Source organism: Phytobacter sp. (genome assembly GCF_059074235.1).
In genome coordinates this window covers 397,975-418,671 of record NZ_JCACPZ010000006.1, presented here as the reverse complement: position 1 = coordinate 418,671, position 20,697 = coordinate 397,975, and the positions used below count along the sequence as shown (strand labels likewise).

Below are 20,697 nucleotides of genomic sequence, written 5' to 3'. Positions count from 1 at the left end.
TCCTGTCTGACTCACTGCATCAAAAAGACCTGCGGCGTTTCTCCATCGGGGTGCTGTTCGACCCTCACCTCGGCACCGTACCATTTTTCGATGATCGGTTGCATAAACACCTCTTTTGGCGTCCCCTGCGCCACCAGTTTGCCCTGGTGCAACAGCAGAATCCGGTCGGCCCAGAGCGCGGCGAGGTTCAGGTCATGCAGCACCACGCACACGTGCAGCTTCCCTTTTTGCGTCAGACTTTTCATCAGGCGCAGCAGCTGTTGTTGATGGTAGAGATCCAACGCTGAGGTCGGTTCGTCTAAAAACAACCATCCCTGTGGGCCGTCATCCTGCCAGAGCTGCGCCAGGCTGCGGGCCAGTTGCACCCGCTGCTGTTCACCACCGGACAGGGTGGCGTAATTACGTCCGGCGAGCGACAGACAGTCGGTCAACGCCATAACCTGCTGAACAATGTCCTGCTCCTGTCTCTTCCCCCAGGGTGCGCGGCCCATAGCAACAATCCCTTCCACCAGCCAGTCAAAACGCAGTTGGGTTTGTTGCAACATCACCGCACGGCGGCGTGAGAGGGTTTCAGTCGGCCACTGGGCAAGCGGACGTTCGCCAATCCGGCACTCTCCGAGACGAACAGGAAGATAACCGGTCAGCAAACGCAGCAGCGTCGATTTCCCCGCACCGTTCGGACCGATTAACGCCACCATCTCCCCGGCATCCAGCGTCAGCGAGACGTCATCGATTAGCTGGCGTGAGCCTATCTCAAGACGCAGATGTTCAGCCGTCAGTCGGTTATCCATGCGCCGCTTTTCCTTGTTTAAATATCAGCCACAAAAACCAGGGCGCACCGATGAAACTGGTAATCAATCCCACGGGCATTTCAGCAGGCGCAACGATCGTACGGGCAACGGTGTCAGCAACCAGCAACAAAATAGCCCCCATGAGCAGAGAGCCTGGCACCAGTCCACGGTGATCGGCCCCCAACAATAACCGCATCAGATGCGGCACCACGAGGCCAATAAAACCGATAATGCCGCAGATAGCGACGGATGAGGCCACCTGCAGGGCGCTGGTCAGCATTAAAATACGCTGCAGCTTTGGGACGTTAACGCCCAGGTAATGGGCCTCTTCATCACCCAGTTGCAACAGGTTGAGTTGTGCCGACACCCGCCAGATAACCAATGATGACGGCACCATCAACGTGGCGGCGACAATCAGCGTTGACCATTGCGCTTGCCCGATGGTGCCCATCCCCCAAAGGGAAAGCTGGCGAAGCTGCGCATCATTGCTGATCCACGAGAGCATCCCGACGGCTGCGGCGCACAACGCATTAATGGCAATCCCGACCAGCAGCAGACGCGACAGTGAAGCATCCTGAGAGCGACTGAGCAGGAAGATGACCACCATCACGGCAAGACTGCCCAGAAAAGCGGCAATCATCGGCGCATAGAGCGCTATCAGCGGCGGAACCGTTAACGGCAGCACCAGCCACATCGCTACCGCCAGCGCTGCACCACCGCAAATACCCAGCAAGCCCGGATCGGCCAGAGGGTTACGAAACACCCCTTGCAGTACGCAGCCTGACAGCGCCAGCGACGCCCCGACCAGCAAGCGCCAGCAGCACACGTGGTAAACGAATGGTCAGCCAAATCTGGCGTAGCCCTTCGTCCCCGCCGTGCCACAGGCTTGCCAGTGGCAGACGCATCGCACCCAACGTGATCGCCAGTCAACGTCATCCCCACCAGCAGCACCGCTAATGCCAGCAGATACCGCGAAGCAACGCGACTCATCAGGGCAGTGACTCCGCTTTGCTGCGTAAGTCATGCAGCGCCTGGGGCGTGCGTACGCTAAAGCCTAACAGCGCAATATCATCAATGATCTGCACCTGTTTGTTACGCCCGGCAGGCGTATCGGCAAGGCCTGGCAACGTCCACAGGTTCGCTTCTCCCCCCATGCTTTTTACCCCGTCAGCGGAAATCACTACCAGATCCGGCTTACTGGCAATCACCCCTTCCTGGGAAAGTGCGCGGTAATGATCAAAACCCTGCATGGCATTGGTCAGGCCAGCGGCACGAATTGCCCCGTCCGCGGCAGTTTGCTGCCCGGCGACCATCGACCCCATACCGCCGTGACTCAGAATAAACAGCACCCGTTTATTGAGCGGCTGTTTGGGTAACGCGGCAATCTCACCTTCGAGCTTTTTACGCAGCGCATCGCCCTGCTCTTTTTTGCCCAACGCATCCGCAATCACATCCACCTTTTTGTCGATTGACGCCAGGTCATAGCCTCCCGGCACCGTCACCACTTTGACATGGTTTTCCGCTGAGCCTGGTCGAGCACCTGGGAAGGCTGCACCTGAGCACTGGCGAGCACCAGCGTCGGGCGCAGGGACAAGATACCTTCGGCATTAAGCTGGCGGACATAGCCCACGTTCGGCAGTTTTACCACCTCGGCAGGCCAGGTACTGGTCGCTGTCACGCGCCACCAGCGCGTTACCCGCCCCCAGCGCCCAGGCGATTTCAGTGACATCGCCGCCAAGCGGGATGACGCGCTCTGCCGCAGCCTGTGCCATCAAGGGCAGAGCTGCCAGCAGCATCAGGATTTTTTTCATGCGGCTTGTCCTTTGTGCGGTCAGCGCGTCTACCTGCGCACGCCACTGCGTTTGCTCCGGCATTGCCTTCGCTGCGTTGACCGTACAGCTGCGCAATCTGCGTGCCGTCGGCGGCGAACAGCTCCAGGCTGGTGACATGGCCGTCGGCGGTCGGTTTGCGGGTGATCCAGCTTTCGGCAATGGTGTCGTCGCGCAGATGCAGGGTGAAGGCCTTGTTGAAAATGTTCAGCCAGCCTTTCATGGGCGCCACTTTTTCCAGCGCACCGGTGAAGATCTGCGTGCAGCCGCGGTTACCCACGAAAATCATGATTTCGTTCCCGTCATGCCAGCACGGTATCCAGCAGCTGCGGCAGCGCCTCATTGCTGACCAGACAGGCCAGGTCGTCCCCCACCAGGCGGAAAGCCTGCTGGCGGGAAATATTGTGTTTTCTTCAGCAGGCCAAAGAACTGATGCACATCGGTCATGCCGCGCCAGGCGCTGTCGAGCGTACGCGGCATCGGTGTCCGTGGCATGTTGCTGGCGCGTCAGCAGGTTTCAGATTCAGCGGCAGATCTTGCCGTCGCGGTAAACCTGGCAATCAGTGCATCCCATGCGGCTGATATCCGTATTGGCCGTCGCATAGACTTTCAGCACGCGCATCGCCCTGCCCGTCGAAGAACTGAATGCTCTGGCGCTCACCATGCTGGCTCTGGTTCACGCAGGGCAAAAGGCGCTGACCCATTGGGTGATAAACAGACGCAGGTCGAGCGCGCGCGGATTGAGCACCAGGCCAGCATGTTCGCCGATCTTCAGGTTGCTAAAACTGCCAAGCTGCTCGTGGACCGCATACTCATTACGGCAGATGCATTTGGTTTCCCCGACCAGCTTCCAGCGCACTGGTCAGGATCGCGCGGGCATCGTCATGGTCAGGCGCACGGCGTCATGTCCGGTTCGCGAGCGAGCGTTAGTTCCGCTTCGCTGATGCCCAAATCGTGTGGCGATGATCGCGAGCGTATTTTGCACGGCGTGGCGGTTTTCATGGTCTGGTACTGGTGCCAGATTTCCTGAGCGTTTTGCGATGAAACGGTCATGTCAGTGCTTCCTTATTATGATAAAACCTCCGGCCACGATGACCGGAGGGCAGGTAAGTACAAAAATCAGAAGTCGACGTTCACGCCCAACTGCCAGGTACGGCCCGGCATCGTTGCCAGCGCTTTGTCGTAGGCATCCTGGTTGAGTGGAGACTTCCTGCGTGCGGCTGTTCAGATAATCCCAGTACTTGCGATCGGTGATGTTGTAAACGCCACCATTGATTTTGACGTTTTTCGCCACCTGCCAGTACGCGGTCCAGTCCAGCAAACCGTAGCCCGGTACACGCATATATTCGTTACTGGAATCGCTGATGGCCGAACCGGTGTTGGTATAGGATTCGCGGCTGGTCGCCGTCGCCTGTTTGCCTTTCACGAAGGTCGCGGTCAGCGCGGTACCGTACTGTTTCGCCGGGTCATCCCAGGCCACGCCAACAATGGCTTTCATCGGCGCAACGCTGTCCAGGTCGATGTATTTGTCACCCATATAGCGTGACTTCGACTGGCCCTGGGTGTAGCCGTAGGCCAGAGTCGCGCTCAGGCCATCAACCTGTTCAAACCAGGTGCCAAAGTTAAATCTGGTGCTGATTTCGCCGCCGTAGATATAGGCTTTATCGCGGTTTTCTGCCTGATAAATGGTGTAAATGTTGGACGGTACGCGGGTGAACTTGTCCGGGTTGCCGGTGCGGGTGTAACGGGTATAGGCGATAAAGTTCTTATAGCTGTTATAGAACAGCGAGGTGCGCATGGTGATACCTTCCGTCACTTCACCTTTCATACCCCATTCCAGGTTATCGCTGGTTTCGGTTTTAACGATCGGTATTGCCGATAAGCGCATACTGGCCGCGACCCGCATAGCTGGAGCCGAGGTTCCAGGAGCCATACAGCTGGCTGGCGTTCGGGAATTCCGCACCGCGGGTGTATTGCAGGTAGGTCATCAGACGCGGCGTGATGTCGTACTGGAAGGTCAGCGACGGCAGTACCTGGGTATCCGAATTTTTACCGTACAGCGTGGAAACGACTTCGGATTCATCCAGCACCGTACTGTTGGTGGTCAGGCTGCTGAGGTTGTCCGGCTTCATCGACTGATGCACAACGCGCACGCCCGGGATAATCGCGAAGTTGTGACCGTCGACGATCGAAGTTGATCTGATCCTGGACGAACGCGCCCAGCGTGTAGCTGCTGGAGTCCGCTTCCGGCTGCATGATTGCGCTGAAGGTGCTCGGCACCGGCGACTGGCTGAACGGACGCTCGGTTTTGCTGGTGCTGGCGTTGAAGCCGGCGCTCAGATCGTGGCGGCCAAGGGTTTTCGCCAGCGCATTCTGGATGCCCCAGGTGTCGGTGTCATAGTTGGAGTTGACCGTTTCCAGCGCCAGCGAGGTGCTGTCCGGCATATAGGTCCAGTCGTGGGCTTCGGTATGCTGATAGAAAACTTTGGTGGACATGCTGTCCAGCCACGCCATTCATTGGCGTCCAGTCATCTTTCAGGCTGATGCCCCAGCGGCGCGCTCTGGGTGGTCTGTTGCGCCGTACCGATGATTGCGCTGCCCGCGCTGTCCCAGGCGTCGTAATGGGTATGGTTGGTCTTGTGGTAGTAATCCAGCGTGGTGGTCAGTTTGTGCGCATCGGTCGCCTGCCAGATACCGGAGGCCATCATCGCATCGGAGTGCCAGTTTGCCGGGTACGCGTCGATCGTACCGCTGTTGTTGCGGGTCTGCTGGCCGTCACGACGGCTGTAAACAAAGACGCCGCGCAGGGTGTCATCGCCGCCCGCTGCCGTCAGGCCGTTGTGCCAGCTGCGATCGGCAGAATCATAATCGCGTCTGGTAGCCAAAGTACGTCTCTTTCCCCGCATGCAGGTAGTCGTCCGCCGATTTGGGCTGGAACGAGACGTTGCCGCCGATAGAGGTATTGGCGTTATCAATGGCGGTCGCGCCAGAATGAATATCAACGTTACCGTACATGTACGGGTCGATATAGTCGCGGCCAATACCGAAGGAGTTCAGGCCTGCACGGCTGACATAGCTGCGCCCGGTGGCGTCCGGTTGCGGAATGCCGTCAACGTCGATACCGACACGGTTGCTTTCCAGGCCACGGATGTTGTAACCGGTATAGCCGCCACGGTCGAAGCCGCTTTTGCCATTGCCGGAGCCGCCGCTGGCGCCGGTCGCGCTGATCAGCGGTTCATAGCGCATGATCGAGCCGAAGTCGTTCGCGCCTTTGTTTTGCAGATCCTGGGCGCTCACCGAATGGTTGCTGCCCGCTTTGAGTACCGGTGCCGGTGCGGTGACAACCATCTCCTCGGCATTGTCCTGCGTGCTGATCGGTCGATGGTCGGTGTACGTTACGTATCAGCCGCCAGAGCGGAGGTCTGATACAGTGCTGCGAGCAGTGAAGTAACCAGGATGCTTTTGCGAAACGGCACCTGGGAAAATTGCGATGTACCCATATTTTTTGCAAGCCTTAGAATTTATTAGTATCAGGCTCACGCGCTTGCTTCCAGTTTTTTTATTGAGTGACCGTCTGTCCGCACACGACAGCGTTAGTTCACTTTTGTTTTCTGATCGCGAATAATAATGATAATAATTATCACTTGCAACAACTTCACAATTTCTTCACTTTTCACGCCATTCTTTTGGCTACACTTGCGCAACCTTTCACTCTTCACGGTTAACACAATGATGACAACAAAACCTGCCATTACCCTTCAGTACTGCTCCCAGTGCAACTGGATGCTGCGCGCCAGCTGGATGGCGCAGGAGCTGCTGCACAGCTTCAGCGCCGACCTCGGCTCCGTCACCCTGATACCCGGCACCGGCGGCATTTTTGTGATTGATATCGACGGGCATGCTCATTTGGGAACGCAAAAAGGACGGGGGCTTCCCGGATGCTGCAGAGTTAAAACGCCGCGTTCGGGATTACTGTTTCCCGGAGAAAGCGTTGGGGCATCTGGAGAAAAAGAGAGATCACACGATTGACGAGAGACATCCCGCTGAGGAAATGCAGGGAAACGATGACAGTCCCGGTGCACTGTTTCACCGGGACGGATACTGAAAGACAACTTATTCCTGGCTGACCGATCCTAGACGGCTGACAGATTATCCGGCCAGGCCGGTACGCTGGCGCGCACGATGTTACGACCCGCATGTTTTGCCTCATAGAGGGCATCATCCGCCGCCTGAATCAGGTGACCGTAATCCGTGTGGTTGCGCCGATTGTGGCTGGCAACGCCGATACTGACACTGACAATCCCCGCCGGAGCATTCGCGTGTGGCAGCGCGAGACTTTGCACGCTGGCGCGCAGTTTCTCCGCGACCTCTACCGCGTCGGCAGAGCGCATTTCAGGCAACAACGCGCAAAACTCTTCGCCGCCGTAGCGAAACAGCAAGTCAGCTACTGCGCGGCAGTGCATTGCGCATCGCTGCTGCCACTTGCTGCAGACAGAGGTCCCCCTGCTGGTGACCGTAGCGATCGTTGTAACGCTTAAAATGATCAACATCGATCAGCAGCAAAGAGAGCTGTTTGCTATTGCGCTTACTGGCCCGCCACTCTTTGTCGATACAGACATCGAAGTAGCGACGGTTGCCCACCCCGGTCAGGCCATCGGACAAGGACTGAGACAGCAGGACATGAGCCTGTTCACGCAGTAACGACTCGCGCCGCACCGCCATGCTGACATCGACAATCTGAATCAGACGCGTAACGTTCACTGCTCCCCCAGCGGCACAATGGTGACCGCCTGGCTCAGACGCTGACCGCGGCTGTCGCCGGGTCCGCAAACAGCGGGAACGGCGAACGGTGCAGCGACTGCGACAACAGCGCCGGAAGATTGTGACTGATGCGCTTGCTTAAGTGCGACGCCGACGCGGTGGTTGCGCAGGTCCGGGAAGACGGTGAAGAAATCCTGACCACGCGTATCGCTCGCCGCTGCGTCCTGTGTGTGTTTCTAACCAAGCGTTCCACAGCGTAATGCGGTAGTTCGCATCCACAACTATCACCCCAAGGCTCAGGGCGGAAAATGCATCCAGTAACAGCTTGTCTTTCATCGTTATTATAATCCGTCAGGGACCATACCGGATTCCAGGCGCGCAATGTACAGCCTGACTTGTTCGCGCAGATCGCGCAGCGCCGACATGTCGAGGATAAAGGCCAGATAGCCCTCGATCTGCTTACGCTCCAGCGCAGAAATCGATGCGTAGCATAAGCACCGACGGATTCGTTTCATCATGCGTAAGGGTTGAGGATCTCCTCACTACTGCCGACACGAAACACCGGCAGCGACCCTTCCAGCTCTTTCTGGAACATATTTGCCAGTGTGCCCACGCAGGCGTTGAGCACGATATTACCGATTTCACTCATCGCCTCGCGCTCCATCTCCCCGAGTTCATCTGCGGGGATCAGGTCGCCTACCATCATGCGAACGATTTCGAAGCTGGCGCGTTCCGGGAACATCAGAATCGCTTCAGTCGCGTAAGCCCCTTTGTACTGCTGGCTGATCCCACAGAGAGACAGACCCGCGCCCAGCTCGTCAGCGGCTTCAGAGCGGGTCGTAATACGAATGGACGGGAACGGACATGCGTACTTCTTCATTGACGATGCTGCTCATCGCCGCTGCCGCGTGCCCCACCCCGATGTTGAAAATCTCCATCAGGCTGTCCGCTTCGAGTTCCGCTCATGCTCAGTTCATCGATCATACGCTGGACTCCAGACGCGTTGAGCATGGCGTGAATATCGGCTTCTTTAATGGGTTTGGACAAGAACCCCAGCCCGAGCTGGTCGGCCTGCGCCTGAACAGAGTGCTGTACGTTAGCGGTCAGCAGCACAATGTGTGTATCCGGATGGGTTTGGCGCAGAATTGCCGCCGCAGCCAGCCCGCCCATACCCGGCATATTGACGTCGAGCAGGATCAGGTAGGGCTGTTTTTCTGCCGCCATTTCAATAGCCTGCTCGCCCGTTGCAGCCTCAACAATGTTCCAGTCCTTATGCAGGCTCAGCACATACTGTCGTGAGATCATCCGTGATAAACGACTGTCATCAACAATGAGGATATGTTTAGGCATCTTTAAAATTCTCTATTCTGGGTCAACTGGCTTAACAAATACCCGGCGATATGCAGTCCGAACGGGAAAGACTGCAATGTTCTCGCGCGTTTCAAGGGTCTCAATCTCAACGTTCAATACTGCCGCGACAGACCTTTTCAGCGTCATATTTCCGTTAGGTACACTATTCATCGGCAAAGAAACGTAATTAATTAGCCCTTAAGTGAAAGAAGCCAGGAAATTACTGGCGGTATCCACACTAGCAGAAGATTTATTCGCCAAATGAGGCGGTGGCAGAGTAATGGTGAGGTAAATGATGGGCAGAATGCGAAGTGATATGTGACACCATGCGGTTAATTTGGATTTCCAACGGACGGAATAAGCGCAAAAACCATAGACCCGATAAGCTTGCGCCATCGAGCAAGAAGCGGTCAGGTTAGCGGAGCATCTCTGCTCCGCTGTGTTGGTTTCCCCTGGTGTAGCAATAAATAATTAATAGAAGCCCATGGCTGACCCGCTATAACTAACCAGCAGGTTCTTTATTTGTTGGTACTGACTGAGTGCCATTTTGTGTGTTTCACGGCCAACGCCGGAATTTTTGTAGCCTCCGAATGCGGCGTGAGCCGGGTAGAGATGGTAACAGTTGGTCCACACGCGACCGGCTTTAATGCCGCGCCCCATACGCCATGCGCGGTTAATGTCCAGCGTCCAGACGCCCGCCCCGAGGCCATACTCGGTGTCGTTCGCCAGTTTCAGCGCTTCAGCTTCATCTTTGAAAGTAGTGATACCAATGACGGGTCCGAAGATCTCTTCCTGGAAGCAACGCATCTGGTTGTGGCCTTTAATCAGCGTGGGCTGAATGTAGAAGCCGTTACCCAGTTCATCGCCGTGGGCCACGTGCGCGCCGCCGGTAATGATCTCGCCACCCTCTTCACGGGCGATATCGATATACGAGAGAATTTTGTCGTACTGTTCGCGGGAAGCCTGCGCACCGATCATCGTGTCGGTATCAAAGGGGTCGCCTTTACGGATGTTTTCCATACGCGCCAGCACTTTTTCCACGAACTGCGGGTAGATGGACTCCTGCACCAGCACACGCGATGGACAGGTACAGACCTCGCCCTGGTTGAAGAAGCCCAGCACCACGCCTTCAATGGCTTTATCAACGTAACCTTCGTCACCGTTCAGCACGTCTTCAAAGTAGATGTTCGGCGATTTACCGCCCAGCTCAACGGTACTTGGAATAATGTTTTCTGCCGCACAGGACAGAATATGTCGCCCGATAGACGTCGAACCGGTAAAGGCAATTTTCTCAATACGCTTGCTGCGTGCCAGCGGCTCACCGGCTTCGGTACCAAAGCCGTGCACCACGTTCAACACCCCTTTTGGTAACAGGTCGCCAATCAGCTCCATCAGTACACAAATCCCCAGCGGTGTTTGTTCTGCTGGTTTGAGAACTACGCAGTTACCGGCTGCCAGCGCCGGGGCCAGTTTCCAGGCTGCCATCAGTAACGGGAAGTTCCACGGGATAATCTGCCCGACCACGCCCAGCGGCTCGTAAATATGGTAAGCCACGGTGGTGCTGTCGATCTCCGCCGCCGTCCCTTCCTGCGCACGAATACAGCCGGCGAAATAACGGAAGTGATCGACCGCCAGCGGCAGGTCAGCATTGAGGGTTTCGCGGATCGGTTTGCCGTTGTCCCAGGTTTCAGTCAGTGCCAGCAGCTCCAGATTTTGCTCAATACGATCGGCAATCGCCAACAGCACATTACCGCGATCCTGCGCGCTGGTTTTACCCCAGGCCTCGGCGGCAGCATGGGCAGCATCCAGCGCTTTATCAATGTCTTCTGCGCCCGAACGTGGGAACTCGGCAATAACCTGCCCGGTCACGGGGGAGGTATTGGAGAACCAACGCCCTTCGACCGGGTCGACAAACTCACCGCCGATGTAATTGCCATAACGCTGCTTAAAGGAGACTTTCGCGCCGACAAGGCCAGGATGAACGTATTTCATTAGATGTTCCTCTCTTTATTATGGGTACAGGTGAGGCTCGTCAGAGTATCGGTACAAGCTTTAATAAGCAGTTCTTATGCCAGGAATGGGAAAGGAACATCAATTCTTATTTATAAGTTTAAAAACAGCAGGTTAATAGAGTTCACCAGGGCTGAATCTTTCATTCGTGGAAATAAAGTATGGGATTCTCTTCATGAACTGTGTCGTGTGTCGCTACATGTGCGACACCAATATGCTACACATTTGTAACATCTCAGTTTATGGAGTGAGCCATGCCGCAACGCCCACTGTCTTCAGCCCTCATCCAGCACAACGCTGGATTACCCTGTCAACTGGAAGACTCCTGGCAACGCAGCCTGAACTATGGACTGACCCGCGATGACGACACCCAACCCTGGGTTGCAACCTCGCTGCTGAAAGATGCCCGGGCGGAAAACGCCTGGATTAGCCAACTCGTTGCGCCACTGCTCACGCGCCTGCGCCCGGATCTTGCTCGTCACCCGTCAATTATGGTGATGTCGGATGCGGCAGGTCTGGTGCTGGAAACCCACGGCAACACCGACTTTTTGCACAAAGCGCAACGCTACGCACTCGCGCCGGGTAACCTGTGGGGCGAGCATGCACGCGGGACCAATGCCATCGGTACCGCGCTTGCTCTGCAACGCCATTGTGAAGTCTCCGGCGGTGAACACTACCTCAGCCGCAACGCCGGACTGTTTTGTTCCGCGTCACCGGTGTTTCGCCCGGACGGGCACATTGCTGGCGTACTGGATATCTCGACCCCGGCACAGCTGCCTCGTCACGATGCCGCCGCCTTTATCCGCCGAGCCGTCTGCGAAATCGAACATGCATGGACCACCAGTGCGGTGGGCGCAAACCGCTGGTTGCTGAGTCTGCATCAGGACGCGAACGTGTTGAATTCTGCCCATGAACTGCTGCTTATCTTTGAAGATGAGACGTTACTCGGTGCCAACAAGCTGGCAATAGATGCATTCTCGCTTACCCAGGGACACTTTGGCACAACAGATCTTAATGCCTTGTTCCCTGGCGCAATCCTGCAGGCAGGCCAGGGTATGCTGGATGCGGCCAACCGCCAGCGCTACTTCGTTCGCCAGACAGCACCTGAACGGCGCTACAGTGGTCGCGGCGTCACCCGCCCCGCGCCTGTCGTCTCACCGGAGAAAGAGAAAGCGCTGCGTATACTCAACGCCGGGATTTCGCTGTGCGTGACGGGTGAAACAGGCAGCGGGAAGGAGTATCTGGCGCGAGAACTTCATGGCAAAAGCCAGTGGTGCAACGGCAATTTTGTCGCGATTAACTGTGCGGCATTACCGGAAAACCTGATTGAATCTGAGTTGTTTGGCTATGTGCCGGGTGCTTTCACCGGTGCTAATCCGAAGGGGTATATCGGCAAATGCCGTGAGGCCGATGGCGGGATTTTATTTCTTGATGAGATTGGCGACATGCCGTTGAGTCTGCAAACTCGATTGTTACGGGTTCTGCAGGAGAAAAAAGTGACTCCGCTGGGTTCAAACACCACCTGGAACGTCAATTTTGCTTTGGTCTGTGCGACTCACCAGGATTTGGCGGAGCGTGTCCAGTCAGGGGCATTTCGTGAAGACCTGCTCTACCGGATTCAGGAGTTCCAGTACCGCATTCCACCGCTGCGTGAATGGTCAAATATCACCAGTTTTATTCACACGCTATGGCAGGGATTGGGGGCCGCAGGGCGTCGTATAACGCTGAGCGATGACGTGGTGTCCGCCCTTTCCCGCCGCCTCTGGCCGGGAAATGTTCGTCAGTTAATCAGTCAATTACGGGTTTTGATGGCGCTGGCAGATGATGGCGACGAGATTATGCTGGCTGACTTACCCGGCGAACCGGTACCAGAGCGTATTCCGGTCATTCTGCCTGCTGAACCTGAGGAGGAGATGGCCATCCAGGAAGCACTGGGCAACATGAGCCTGGCGGCGAAGAAACTGGGGATTTCCCGGAGTACACTTTACCGCCGCCTGGAGAAGCGCCAGACGGCAGGTTGATATCAGGCACTCACCGGCAGCGCATCCAGCCATTGCCCAACCACCTGGCGCGCCGCGCTGGACAGTTTAGCGCTGTAACGGGTGGCCTCTTCGCGTAGCGTGCGCGGGTCAATACCCGCATGGCTCAGTTCGCAAGCATGCCCCACCAGCCAGCTTTCCAGCCCCGCCGCCGTGACTTCGAGGTGGAACTGGAAGCCCAGGGCATAATTGCCAACGCTGAACGCCTGGTTGTCGCACACATCGCTACTGGCAAGCAACGTCGCCGTTTCCGGGATCTCGAATTTGTCGCCGTGCCAGTGCAGGACCGGGAGATTATTGAGTGGCGCAAAATAGTCGGGCGCGCTTTCGCTGACGGTAATCGGTGCGTAGCCAATCTCCTTCACACCCATCGACGCGACGCTGGCCCCCAGCGCGGTTGCCATCATTTGTGCGCCAAGGCAGATGCCTAACACCGGCTTCCCGGCGGCCAGTCGTTCACGGATGATCCGCAGCTCGGTCTCCAGGAAGGGATAAAGATGCTGCTCGTAGACGCCAACAGGCCCCCCCAGCACAATCAGCAGATCGTCTTTGAGGGCATCAAAGGATGCGAGGGACTGAACAGGCGTATCAATGCAGCGCCAGCGATACCCTTTCGCCAGCAAGGTTTCGCTCAGGGAATCCAAATCCTCGAAAGGCACATGTCGAAATACAACGGCTGTCTTCATAGCTGAGATCCATCCTTTTCGTAAGCGTAAATCGTTAACCTATGTGTTCAGCATACCTAATATTACCTGGTTAAGAATTTACTAATGTGCGCAGATGCGATCCCGGTGAGCTATTTTTACGTTAGGTGATTAAAAAGGCAGGATTATTCAATTGGTTGTTGTCCCTCTTTTTTGTCGAGCCAGGTCAGCAGGGCATCCAATGCCGGGCATAACGCCTGGCCCCATTCAGTCAAACGATATTCCACCTTCGGCGGCACTTGCGGGTAGAGCATGCGACTGACAATACCGTCTGCTTCCAGTTGGCGTAATTGCTGTGCCAGCATTTTTTGTGAAATCGCCGGGATCAGTTTTTCCAGATCGGAATAACGCTGCACTTTGCCATCAAAAAGGTGAAAGATAATCAACAACTTCCACCGTCCCTCTAATAAAGAAAAAGCTGCTTCAACATCTTCTGCTGCCGTGGCTGGCGTATATAACTTACCCATCAGAGACCTACTTAATTTTCCGTGCGTTCTTGTAATACATTCAGTTTAAATTCAAAATTATTTCAACAGCCAGATTAATTATCTCAAATAATAAAATTCGTCTTCATCGGTTCAGTGTTCTGGATATTTCGCGAAAGACACTGTCCGCAAATAATGGAGCGAGAAATAATGGCAATGACACTGGATTTAACCGGCAAACGCGTATTGATTACCGCTGGTACGAAAGGCGTGGGTGAAGCCACTGTGGCGTTCTTCCAGCAGGCAGGCGCAAAAGTAATGACCACGGCGCGTCATGTTCCCACCGCAACGCCTGCGGACATTTTTGTTGATGCCGATTTGTCGACGTATGACGGGTGTGAAACCGTAGTCGCCGAAGTGGAGAGGCACTGGGGAGGGGTGGATGCGATTGTCCATGTGCTGGGCGGTTCATCCGCACCAGGAGGCGGCGTACAGGCACTGGATGAGGCGCAGTGGCAACAGGAGTTTAATCTTAATCTGTTGCCCGCCGTACGGCTGGACAGAGCCTTACTGCCGGGGATGCTGACGCAGGGAAAAGGGGTGATTGTACACGTCACGTCAATCCAGAATAGGCTACCGCTTCCCGAATCCACAACGGCTTACGCTGCAGCTAAAGCGGCGCTTTCGGCCTATAGCAAGTCGCTGTCAAAAGAGGTGACGCCAAAGGGCATTCGTGTGGTGCGTGTGTCGCCCGGTTGGGTGGAAACCGACGCCGCGGTAGCACTGGCAGAACGGTTAGCGCAGCAAGCCGACACGGATTATGAAGGTGGCAAACAGATAATCATGGATGCACTGGGCGGTATTCCGCTGGGTCGTCCTTGTAAACCTGAAGAGGTCGCCGCACTGATTGCTTTCCTGGTCTCTCCGTTCGCTTCGGCCATTAGCGGAACGGAATACGTTATCGACGGGGGAACGATCCCGGTGGTGTGAGAGCCACTTCAGTCGTGCTTCGTTGCCAGACAACATGACCGCTTGTTGGCTTATAAAGCAAGCGGTTATCTCCTCGCTGTTCTTCCCAATATGGCTTCCCGGTTGGTACCACGTCCGCCAGACGGATCCTGTATGTCTATACTGAACCACTGTCATTATTTATTTGGGAGGTAGAATGGCTTATTTGCTACAAATGAACATCATTTCGGTATTAATGTCGCCCACATTCTGGATCAATCTGGCCATTGTGTTTTTTATCACGCTGATCACTTATTGGGTCACGAACCGCCTACTTGATCTCCTCTATAAGACCATTCATCGTGCAGGTAAAAACAACGCTCGTTTTGAGCGGATGGGTTCAGTGGCTTTCGATACGCTGAAAAAAACCAATAAGTTGCTTATGCTATTTGCCGCTTTTCTTTTCAGTCTGCGGTTTGTCGCCTTGCCTGAACGCTTATTCTCTACCCTTTCGCACGCCTGGTTCGTCGTGGTCGCCATTCAAATGGCCATTTGGCTCGATCAGGGCGTGCAGTCATGGATGCGCCATTTACTCTACTCTCCAGGCACCAATAAAAACCCGGTTACGCTGGTCATTCTGGGCATGATATTGCGCACCTTTGTCTGGGCCATCATGCTCCTCTCGGTGCTCGCCAATGCGGGTGTGGATATTACAGCATTGATAGCCAGCCTCGGCGTCGGCGGTATTGCCATTGCACTTGCCGTTCAGACGGTGCTGAGCGATGTGTTTGCTTCACTCTCTATTGGTTTTGATAAGCCCTTCGAGATTGGCGACTTTATTGTGTTTAACGATGTAGCAGGTACGATCGAACATATTGGGTTAAAAACAACCCGAATTCGCAGTCTTAGTGGTGAACAAATTGTTTGTGCAAACGCGCAATTATTGCAGCAGACCATTCACAACTATAAACGAATGCAGACGCGGCGCATTGTGTTTACCTTCGGCGTGTCGATTACAACCCCACCGGAAAAATTGCGTATCATTGGCGATCTGGTGAAAAAAATCGTTACCGATGTGGGTGAAACAAAATTCGATCGTGCTCACTTGTTGGACTTCAATAAAGATCGTTTGACCTATGAAGTCGTTCATATTGTCAATACCGCGGACTACAATAAATATATGGATGTGCAGCAGGAGATTAATATCCGCATTATTGAAAACCTGGCGAATCATGATATCGAACTCGCCCTTCCCTCGCTTATTGTGCGTTCCCCGCTGAGGGTTACACCGGAGTCGGGTGTATTAAGGTCGGCGAGTATTTTTTAAGTCGGTTACAGTTTGGTGGTGGCTAAATGTGGCCACCACGGCTAATTATTCCTAACAGCCCAAAGCCATGAAGAAACTTTGTGCGTGGCTACTCGTCACTATCAGCTTACTAACTGCGCCGCTGATCAGCTTGCCCCCAGCGGAGAAAACCTCGTAACTGCTAATGCTCACCACCCAAGAGCATAGTTGCATCGATGCACAGCACATTCTGGATGGTATTGCGGGCGCTTCAGGACGTTGTTTCAGATATTAAAATATGGTCAGGCGTACCTATTTGCCGCGTATTATGGCATAGGCACATGCATACCAGAGATTATTCTGGCGTGATAAACAATCAAAAGATTCGGAAAAGCACCAGTTTTTCAGATTCGTATATATCTCCGACCTGTCATTGAACTGGAAAGAACTTATGATATCCTCTCCAGTTCAAAAGACTAAATAGCAATTATTTTTTCTTTAGCATAACCAACAGGCCAATGACCCGAATAATAAAGGTTAACAATCTCCTCCCATCTATTCCCTAGGCCAAGGTAATGTTCAGAAACATATTGCCTAAAAGCAAAGCATATGCCATTTTTCGCAGCCAGGCTGAAGTCATGTGGTGCACAAATAAAATTATCCTTAGAGACCTCTTTTATTGAATTCATTATAGCCTTGTTGATTTTAATTCTAAGATCAACAATGTCTTTAGGATTGTTTATTTTTTTATAAAATGGGTCATCTTGTGTTGGAGACGTTGGAAGCCACTCAGTGCCTGCATAGTATCCTTTAAAATCGATATCAGAAGGATGTACGAAAACCTTACATACACCTTCGATCAAAATAACATTTTCATCCTGGATATCAGGCACACCCATACTCGAAAAAAAACTCGCCTTCTCGATCTCATTCAAGATCTCATCAAAACTTTTCATATTATAACCTCAAATCTGTTATGGTTCCTGGTGGCAAAGCCTTTCTACTTTGTTGAATTGTAGTACGAAGCACCCCACCTGCTGCATGTGGACCTTCTATTCCAGGCAATGAATGATTTGGTAATGAACCATTTGTTGGCATTAAATTCCACCATTTATTAGCACCACCACTTTCTAATGGAATGATATGATGTGGTGTTGCCCCCGTAGGCCAAGCTCTTCCAGTGTTTATTTCCCATTGACTCATGAGGTATTTTTGGTCTCTTATAAACTCTTTTCGGACTGACTTGTTCTGGAAAACGCTGCGCCTTTGTACTTTAGGTAAATTCCCCTTTAATATCTGTGCTTGCTTTGGTGTTATATGCCCACCTGGTGATGCAACCTTATTAGCATCATTGATAATACGGTCATGGGTTGAACACTTCATCAATCCCCACGGATCCACCCATCCCAACGCATTTGGCGCGTACTGGTAGAGGTTTATCCCCCCCGCCAACCCTATCGGGTCCTGCTGGGTGAAGCGTCCGCTATCCGGGTCGTAGTAGCGGAAAAGATTGTAGTGCAGCCCGGTTTCTCGATCCAGGTATTGCCCCTGCATTCGCAGGTTTTGCGGATAATCCGTCGCCTTGTGCGGCATCTCACGCAGCAACTTGCCCCAGGCACTGTTCTGCCCTTCCCAACGCAATTCACCTTCGTTATCCGTCATCCGCTCGGGCGTGCCGTTGGGCTGACAATGGAACCAGAAAATGTCCGGCGAGTCGGTGCCATCAATACGCGCCAGCGGCTCGTAGCTCTCCTGGTCGCTGTAGACGTAGGTTAATGGAACGTCAGCGTGGATCTCCTGGAGCAGGCGGAAGCCTTCCCACAGGAACAGCGTTGTAACGCGCTTACTCATCGGCTGACCACCGAGCAGTTGCTGACGAGTTTTGCTGATACGCCTGCCCAGCGGGTCGTAACGGAAACTGACCTGCGTCTGCGGTTTATTGCGATCGCGCGGTTGGCTTATCACATCCGTCAGGCGATGCTCACCATCATAACGGTATGTCCAGCGGGTCTGTCCGTTGTCTTTGAACGTCGTGCGACCGTGGATATCGTACTGCCACTGGATGCCATTTAACCGGGTGGGAAGCGCTTGTTTAGTTCACTGAACAACAGCGACTAAATAAAAATAAGCCGGAAAGATCAAGGGATCTTTTCCGGCTTTATTTTTCACAAACGGCTATAAATACTTTTTAATTCTACAGCATATTTTTTGTGATTAGGAATCCGCAATGCCTTTAAATAAACATCGAGACCTTTTGGGTTGTTTTTTTAAAAAATAATACTTAATTAAATATCCGATTAGAAAATTCTTATATGACGGAAGCACTTCTATTGTTTCGCTTTTATCCTCGTCATTATCCTCATAGTAGTCATCGTCATCATCTTGTATCTCATTTTGATGCAACTCTATAAATCTTATGATTTTATCATCATCATCATAAAGTTCATTTAACTCAGAAAGACCAATCCCAGCTTTATTAAGACAACCTGCATCAATATTAAAAACCTGACTTGGAATATTCCCCTCCCGCAACGTAAATGATAACGAACACACTGCCTTATCTAATAAATTCAAATAACTATCAGTTGAGATATAATTCTTAACATCTATTGTCGTCACCATGAGTTCGTTCCTTTAATAATTCGTATTAAGTCGTAACCGGTATGTCGATATGGATCCATTGAAGCATGACCCCACGGCGTAGCCTTCTCAAGATTCCATAATTCATGAGCTTTCTGAGAACCACCTCGCTGAGGTAAATATTTATGGTGTATTTCCATTGATACATTTTTCATTTCAAATATTTGTTTTTTATGGTTAAAGACTTCAATTCGCATCTTAGGAGCAAGGCCATTACTCATCCTGTCTAAATTTCTCTGCGAATATTTTGTTGGATTAATCTTTGCTTCATTTTTCCAAAAATCTTTTCTTGCCGTGCTCCAACATTTAAGCCCCCACGGATCCACCCATCCCAGCGTATTTGGCGCGTACTGGTAGAGGTTTATTCCCCCGCCAGCCCTATCGGGTCCTGCTGGGTGAAGCGTCCGCTGTCCGGGTCGTAGTACCGGAAAAGATTGTAGTGCAGCCCGGTTTCTCGATCCAGGTATTGCCCCTGCATTCGAAGGTTTTGCGGATAATCCGTAGCCTTGTGCGGCATCTCACGCAGCAGCTTGCCCCAGGCACTGTTCTGCCCTTCCCAGCGCAGTTCACCTTCGTTATCCGTCATCCGCTCGGGCGTGCCGTTGGGTTGGCAGTGGAACCAGAAAACTTCCGGCGAGTCGATGCCATCAATACGCACCAGCGGCTCGTAGCTCTCCTGGTCGCTGTAGACATAGGTCAATGGAACGTCATCGTGGATCTCCTGCAGCAGGCGGAAACCTTCCCACAGAAAAAGCGTTGTAACGCGCTTGCCCATCGGCTGACCACCGAGCAGTTGCTGACGGGTTTTGCTGATGCGCCTGCCCAGCGGGTCGTAACGGAAACTGACCTGCGTCTGCGGTTTATTGCGATCGCGCGGTTGGCTTATTACATCCGTCAGGCGATGCTCACCATCATAACGGTATGTCCAGCGGGTCTGGCCATTGTCTTTGAACGTCGTGCGACCGTGGATATCGTACCGCCACTGGATGCCATTTAACCGGGTGACGCGGTTATGGCGCACGCTCTGTTGCAAACTGTCATCCAGCGGATTGCTTGCCGCATCCCAGCGCCACTGCTCCTGGCCAGGGAGCGTGCCATCCTGCTCCAGCAACCTGCCCGCGCTGTCATACTGCCAGTTCGACCAGCTAAATGGATTGTCATCACGCTCTTCGCGTACCAGATTATTGCGATAGTCGTAGTCCCAACGGCGCGACCAGCGCCTCGGTGCCGGGTGTTGTGCGTTGCCCGCAAACACGTCACGACGCTGCACACGGCCCAGGCGGTCGTATTCGCTGCGAGTGCTCAGCAGCCCCTGCGTGCGGCTGGTCAAAAGGTGACGTTCGTCACGGGTAAACTAATAGCTTATCGTGAACACGGTGAACAACACACGAAGGAAACTGGCAAATGTGTGCAGAAGGGAAAGATTACATAATTAAAGATGGCGATATGCTGAACTTCCTATTTAACGTTTGGTTTGTTATGAATGAAAAAACCCACGTTAGGCGTGGGTTTTTCTTTATACCGAACAAGTTTCAGAACAGTTAAAAACTATAGCATAAATATACTATTACTTTCTTTATCCATACTTAGACTTCCTAACGCTCCAAGATCTAAAGAATAAATCTCATCAGTTCCTTTGTTTAAATCCAAAAAGTATCCCAGATCACCATCTTGACCAATCAATAAAACGTCAGGTTCAATTTGTTGGATTGTGTATGTATTATTTCTTTCAAGCAAATCAAAACAATTGAAAATATAAAGCTGGTCGCCATTTGCTCGTTGAATTTCATAAGCATCAGAATCCTTGACATTATCAACCATGAAGCGCTTGTACTCCGAAGGTAATGACGAGTTCACGAGTTTTTCAATTTTATTTAACTGATCAATTAAATCTTTTTTTTCCATACCGGATTAC

At 53.1% G+C, this 20,697-nt stretch carries 16 protein-coding genes and 8 pseudogenes; 5 read left to right on the top strand and 19 right to left on the bottom strand.

The annotated features are described in order from the left end of the window. Window positions 1-11 precede the first annotated feature (11 nt). The 5 genes and pseudogenes from AC5JPW_RS16675 to AC5JPW_RS16655 all read right to left on the bottom strand — a co-directional run bounded on the left by AC5JPW_RS16675 (window position 12) and on the right by AC5JPW_RS16655 (window position 6,120). Complete coding sequence (locus tag AC5JPW_RS16675; protein WP_494242079.1) at window positions 12-791, bottom strand: heme ABC transporter ATP-binding protein; 780 nt, start codon at window positions 789-791, stop codon at window positions 12-14. After that, window positions 784-1,781: pseudogene (locus tag AC5JPW_RS16670) on the bottom strand (FecCD family ABC transporter permease). Before AC5JPW_RS16670 ends, AC5JPW_RS16675 begins: the two are co-directional and overlap by 8 nt. Continuing rightward, window positions 1,781-2,602: pseudogene (locus AC5JPW_RS16665) on the bottom strand (heme/hemin ABC transporter substrate-binding protein). The pseudogenes AC5JPW_RS16670 and AC5JPW_RS16665 overlap by 1 nt, the downstream one beginning before the upstream one ends. An 18-nt stretch (window positions 2,603-2,620) precedes the next feature. Beyond that, a pseudogene (locus tag AC5JPW_RS16660) lies at window positions 2,621-3,622 on the bottom strand (hemin-degrading factor); the annotation flags it as partial. 117 nt (window positions 3,623-3,739) lie between these two features. Then, window positions 3,740-6,120 (bottom strand): annotated as a pseudogene (locus AC5JPW_RS16655) (TonB-dependent receptor domain-containing protein). A gap of 232 nt (window positions 6,121-6,352) precedes the next feature. Here AC5JPW_RS16655 and AC5JPW_RS16650 point away from each other — a divergent pair. Continuing rightward, window positions 6,353-6,629: pseudogene (locus AC5JPW_RS16650) on the top strand (Rdx family protein); the annotation flags it as partial. A gap of 124 nt (window positions 6,630-6,753) precedes the next feature. Here AC5JPW_RS16650 and AC5JPW_RS16645 read toward each other — a convergent pair. The 7 genes from AC5JPW_RS16645 to exaC all read right to left on the bottom strand — a co-directional run bounded on the left by AC5JPW_RS16645 (window position 6,754) and on the right by exaC (window position 10,723). Further along, a complete protein-coding gene (locus AC5JPW_RS16645) occupies window positions 6,754-7,083 on the bottom strand; it encodes a diguanylate cyclase (protein WP_494242077.1) in 330 nt (109 codons plus the stop codon). After that, window positions 7,061-7,381, bottom strand: coding sequence for a GGDEF domain-containing protein (locus tag AC5JPW_RS16640; protein ID WP_494242075.1), 321 nt, complete (start codon window positions 7,379-7,381; stop codon window positions 7,061-7,063). Before AC5JPW_RS16640 ends, AC5JPW_RS16645 begins: the two co-directional genes overlap by 23 nt. Window positions 7,382-7,415: 34 nt before the next feature. Next, window positions 7,416-7,583: a hypothetical protein gene (locus AC5JPW_RS16635; RefSeq protein WP_494242073.1), complete on the bottom strand. Its 168-nt coding sequence runs from the start codon at window positions 7,581-7,583 to the stop codon at window positions 7,416-7,418. A gap of 139 nt (window positions 7,584-7,722) precedes the next feature. After that, the gene (locus AC5JPW_RS16630; protein ID WP_494242072.1) at window positions 7,723-7,899 is read right to left on the bottom strand and encodes a hypothetical protein; all 177 of its coding nucleotides are present in this window, start codon (window positions 7,897-7,899) and stop codon (window positions 7,723-7,725) included. Between the two features lie 309 nt (window positions 7,900-8,208). Beyond that, window positions 8,209-8,298 carry a hypothetical protein gene (locus AC5JPW_RS16625; protein WP_494242070.1) on the bottom strand — a complete coding sequence of 30 codons (90 nt, stop codon included), beginning with the start codon at window positions 8,296-8,298 and terminating at the stop codon, window positions 8,209-8,211. Then, window positions 8,258-8,731, bottom strand: a complete 474-nt coding sequence (locus AC5JPW_RS16620) for a response regulator (RefSeq protein WP_494242068.1) — start codon at window positions 8,729-8,731, stop codon at window positions 8,258-8,260. The genes AC5JPW_RS16625 and AC5JPW_RS16620 overlap by 41 nt, the downstream gene beginning before the upstream one ends. Before the next feature lie 471 nt (window positions 8,732-9,202). Beyond that, on the bottom strand, window positions 9,203-10,723 hold the full coding sequence (gene exaC / locus AC5JPW_RS16615; protein ID WP_494242066.1) for an acetaldehyde dehydrogenase ExaC: 1,521 nt from the start codon (window positions 10,721-10,723) through the stop codon (window positions 9,203-9,205). Window positions 10,724-10,995: 272 nt separating this feature from the next. Here exaC and AC5JPW_RS16610 point away from each other — a divergent pair, with 272 nt between their 5' ends. Then, window positions 10,996-12,762, top strand: coding sequence for a sigma-54-dependent Fis family transcriptional regulator (locus tag AC5JPW_RS16610; RefSeq protein WP_494242064.1), 1,767 nt, complete (start codon window positions 10,996-10,998; stop codon window positions 12,760-12,762). Window positions 12,763-12,764: 2 nt separating this feature from the next. Here the strand turns inward: AC5JPW_RS16610 and AC5JPW_RS16605 are convergent, their stop codons facing one another. Together AC5JPW_RS16605 and AC5JPW_RS16600 are read right to left on the bottom strand one after the other, a co-directional pair. Next, window positions 12,765-13,466: a glutamine amidotransferase gene (locus AC5JPW_RS16605; RefSeq protein WP_494242063.1), complete on the bottom strand. Its 702-nt coding sequence runs from the start codon at window positions 13,464-13,466 to the stop codon at window positions 12,765-12,767. Window positions 13,467-13,609: 143 nt separating this feature from the next. Further along, window positions 13,610-13,951 (bottom strand): winged helix-turn-helix transcriptional regulator, encoded by a 342-nt coding sequence (locus AC5JPW_RS16600; RefSeq protein ID WP_494242061.1) that lies wholly within the window; start codon window positions 13,949-13,951, stop codon window positions 13,610-13,612. Between the two features lie 168 nt (window positions 13,952-14,119). Between AC5JPW_RS16600 and AC5JPW_RS16595 the strand changes: the two genes are divergently transcribed. Further along, window positions 14,120-14,899: an SDR family oxidoreductase gene (locus AC5JPW_RS16595; protein ID WP_494242059.1), complete on the top strand. Its 780-nt coding sequence runs from the start codon at window positions 14,120-14,122 to the stop codon at window positions 14,897-14,899. 175 nt (window positions 14,900-15,074) lie between these two features. Beyond that, on the top strand, window positions 15,075-16,184 hold the full coding sequence (locus tag AC5JPW_RS16590; RefSeq protein ID WP_494242057.1) for a mechanosensitive ion channel family protein: 1,110 nt from the start codon (window positions 15,075-15,077) through the stop codon (window positions 16,182-16,184). A gap of 434 nt (window positions 16,185-16,618) precedes the next feature. Here the strand turns inward: AC5JPW_RS16590 and AC5JPW_RS16585 are convergent, their stop codons facing one another. The 4 genes and pseudogenes from AC5JPW_RS16585 to AC5JPW_RS16570 form a co-directional block, all read right to left on the bottom strand. Then, complete coding sequence (locus AC5JPW_RS16585; RefSeq protein ID WP_494242055.1) at window positions 16,619-17,098, bottom strand: hypothetical protein; 480 nt, start codon at window positions 17,096-17,098, stop codon at window positions 16,619-16,621. A gap of 1 nt (window position 17,099) precedes the next feature. Beyond that, a pseudogene (locus tag AC5JPW_RS16580) lies at window positions 17,100-18,221 on the bottom strand (RHS repeat-associated core domain-containing protein); the annotation flags it as partial. Window positions 18,222-18,356: 135 nt separating this feature from the next. Then, window positions 18,357-18,764, bottom strand: a complete 408-nt coding sequence (locus AC5JPW_RS16575) for a hypothetical protein (protein WP_494242053.1) — start codon at window positions 18,762-18,764, stop codon at window positions 18,357-18,359. Continuing rightward, window positions 18,758-20,136 (bottom strand): annotated as a pseudogene (locus AC5JPW_RS16570) (RHS repeat domain-containing protein); the annotation flags it as partial. The gene AC5JPW_RS16575 and the pseudogene AC5JPW_RS16570, both read right to left, overlap by 7 nt. A gap of 18 nt (window positions 20,137-20,154) precedes the next feature. On the opposite strand from AC5JPW_RS16570, the pseudogene AC5JPW_RS16565 reads away from it, so the two are divergent. Next, a pseudogene (locus AC5JPW_RS16565) lies at window positions 20,155-20,252 on the top strand (DUF933 domain-containing protein); the annotation flags it as partial. Window positions 20,253-20,330: 78 nt separating this feature from the next. Here the strand turns inward: AC5JPW_RS16565 and AC5JPW_RS16560 are convergent. Next, window positions 20,331-20,687, bottom strand: a complete 357-nt coding sequence (locus tag AC5JPW_RS16560; RefSeq protein WP_494242051.1) for an SMI1/KNR4 family protein — start codon at window positions 20,685-20,687, stop codon at window positions 20,331-20,333. Window positions 20,688-20,697 lie beyond the last annotated feature (10 nt).

Excerpts from the sequence above, each read along its gene's own strand:
- AC5JPW_RS16675 (WP_494242079.1), bottom strand. The coding sequence starts at position 791 with ATGGATAACCGACTGACGGCTGAACATCTGCGTCTTGAGATAGGCTCA.
- AC5JPW_RS16645 (WP_494242077.1), bottom strand. The coding sequence starts at position 7,083 with ATGCACTGCCGCGCAGTAGCTGACTTGCTGTTTCGCTACGGCGGCGAA.
- AC5JPW_RS16630 (WP_494242072.1), bottom strand. The coding sequence starts at position 7,899 with ATGATGAAACGAATCCGTCGGTGCTTATGCTACGCATCGATTTCTGCG.
- AC5JPW_RS16620 (WP_494242068.1), bottom strand. The coding sequence starts at position 8,731 with ATGCCTAAACATATCCTCATTGTTGATGACAGTCGTTTATCACGGATG.
- exaC (WP_494242066.1), bottom strand. The coding sequence starts at position 10,723 with ATGAAATACGTTCATCCTGGCCTTGTCGGCGCGAAAGTCTCCTTTAAG.
- AC5JPW_RS16610 (WP_494242064.1), top strand. The coding sequence starts at position 10,996 with ATGCCGCAACGCCCACTGTCTTCAGCCCTCATCCAGCACAACGCTGGA.
- AC5JPW_RS16605 (WP_494242063.1), bottom strand. The coding sequence starts at position 13,466 with ATGAAGACAGCCGTTGTATTTCGACATGTGCCTTTCGAGGATTTGGAT.
- AC5JPW_RS16600 (WP_494242061.1), bottom strand. The coding sequence starts at position 13,951 with ATGGGTAAGTTATATACGCCAGCCACGGCAGCAGAAGATGTTGAAGCA.
- AC5JPW_RS16595 (WP_494242059.1), top strand. The coding sequence starts at position 14,120 with ATGGCAATGACACTGGATTTAACCGGCAAACGCGTATTGATTACCGCT.
- AC5JPW_RS16590 (WP_494242057.1), top strand. The coding sequence starts at position 15,075 with ATGGCTTATTTGCTACAAATGAACATCATTTCGGTATTAATGTCGCCC.
- AC5JPW_RS16585 (WP_494242055.1), bottom strand. The coding sequence starts at position 17,098 with ATGAAAAGTTTTGATGAGATCTTGAATGAGATCGAGAAGGCGAGTTTT.
- AC5JPW_RS16575 (WP_494242053.1), bottom strand. The coding sequence starts at position 18,764 with ATGGTGACGACAATAGATGTTAAGAATTATATCTCAACTGATAGTTAT.
- AC5JPW_RS16560 (WP_494242051.1), bottom strand. The coding sequence starts at position 20,687 with ATGGAAAAAAAAGATTTAATTGATCAGTTAAATAAAATTGAAAAACTC.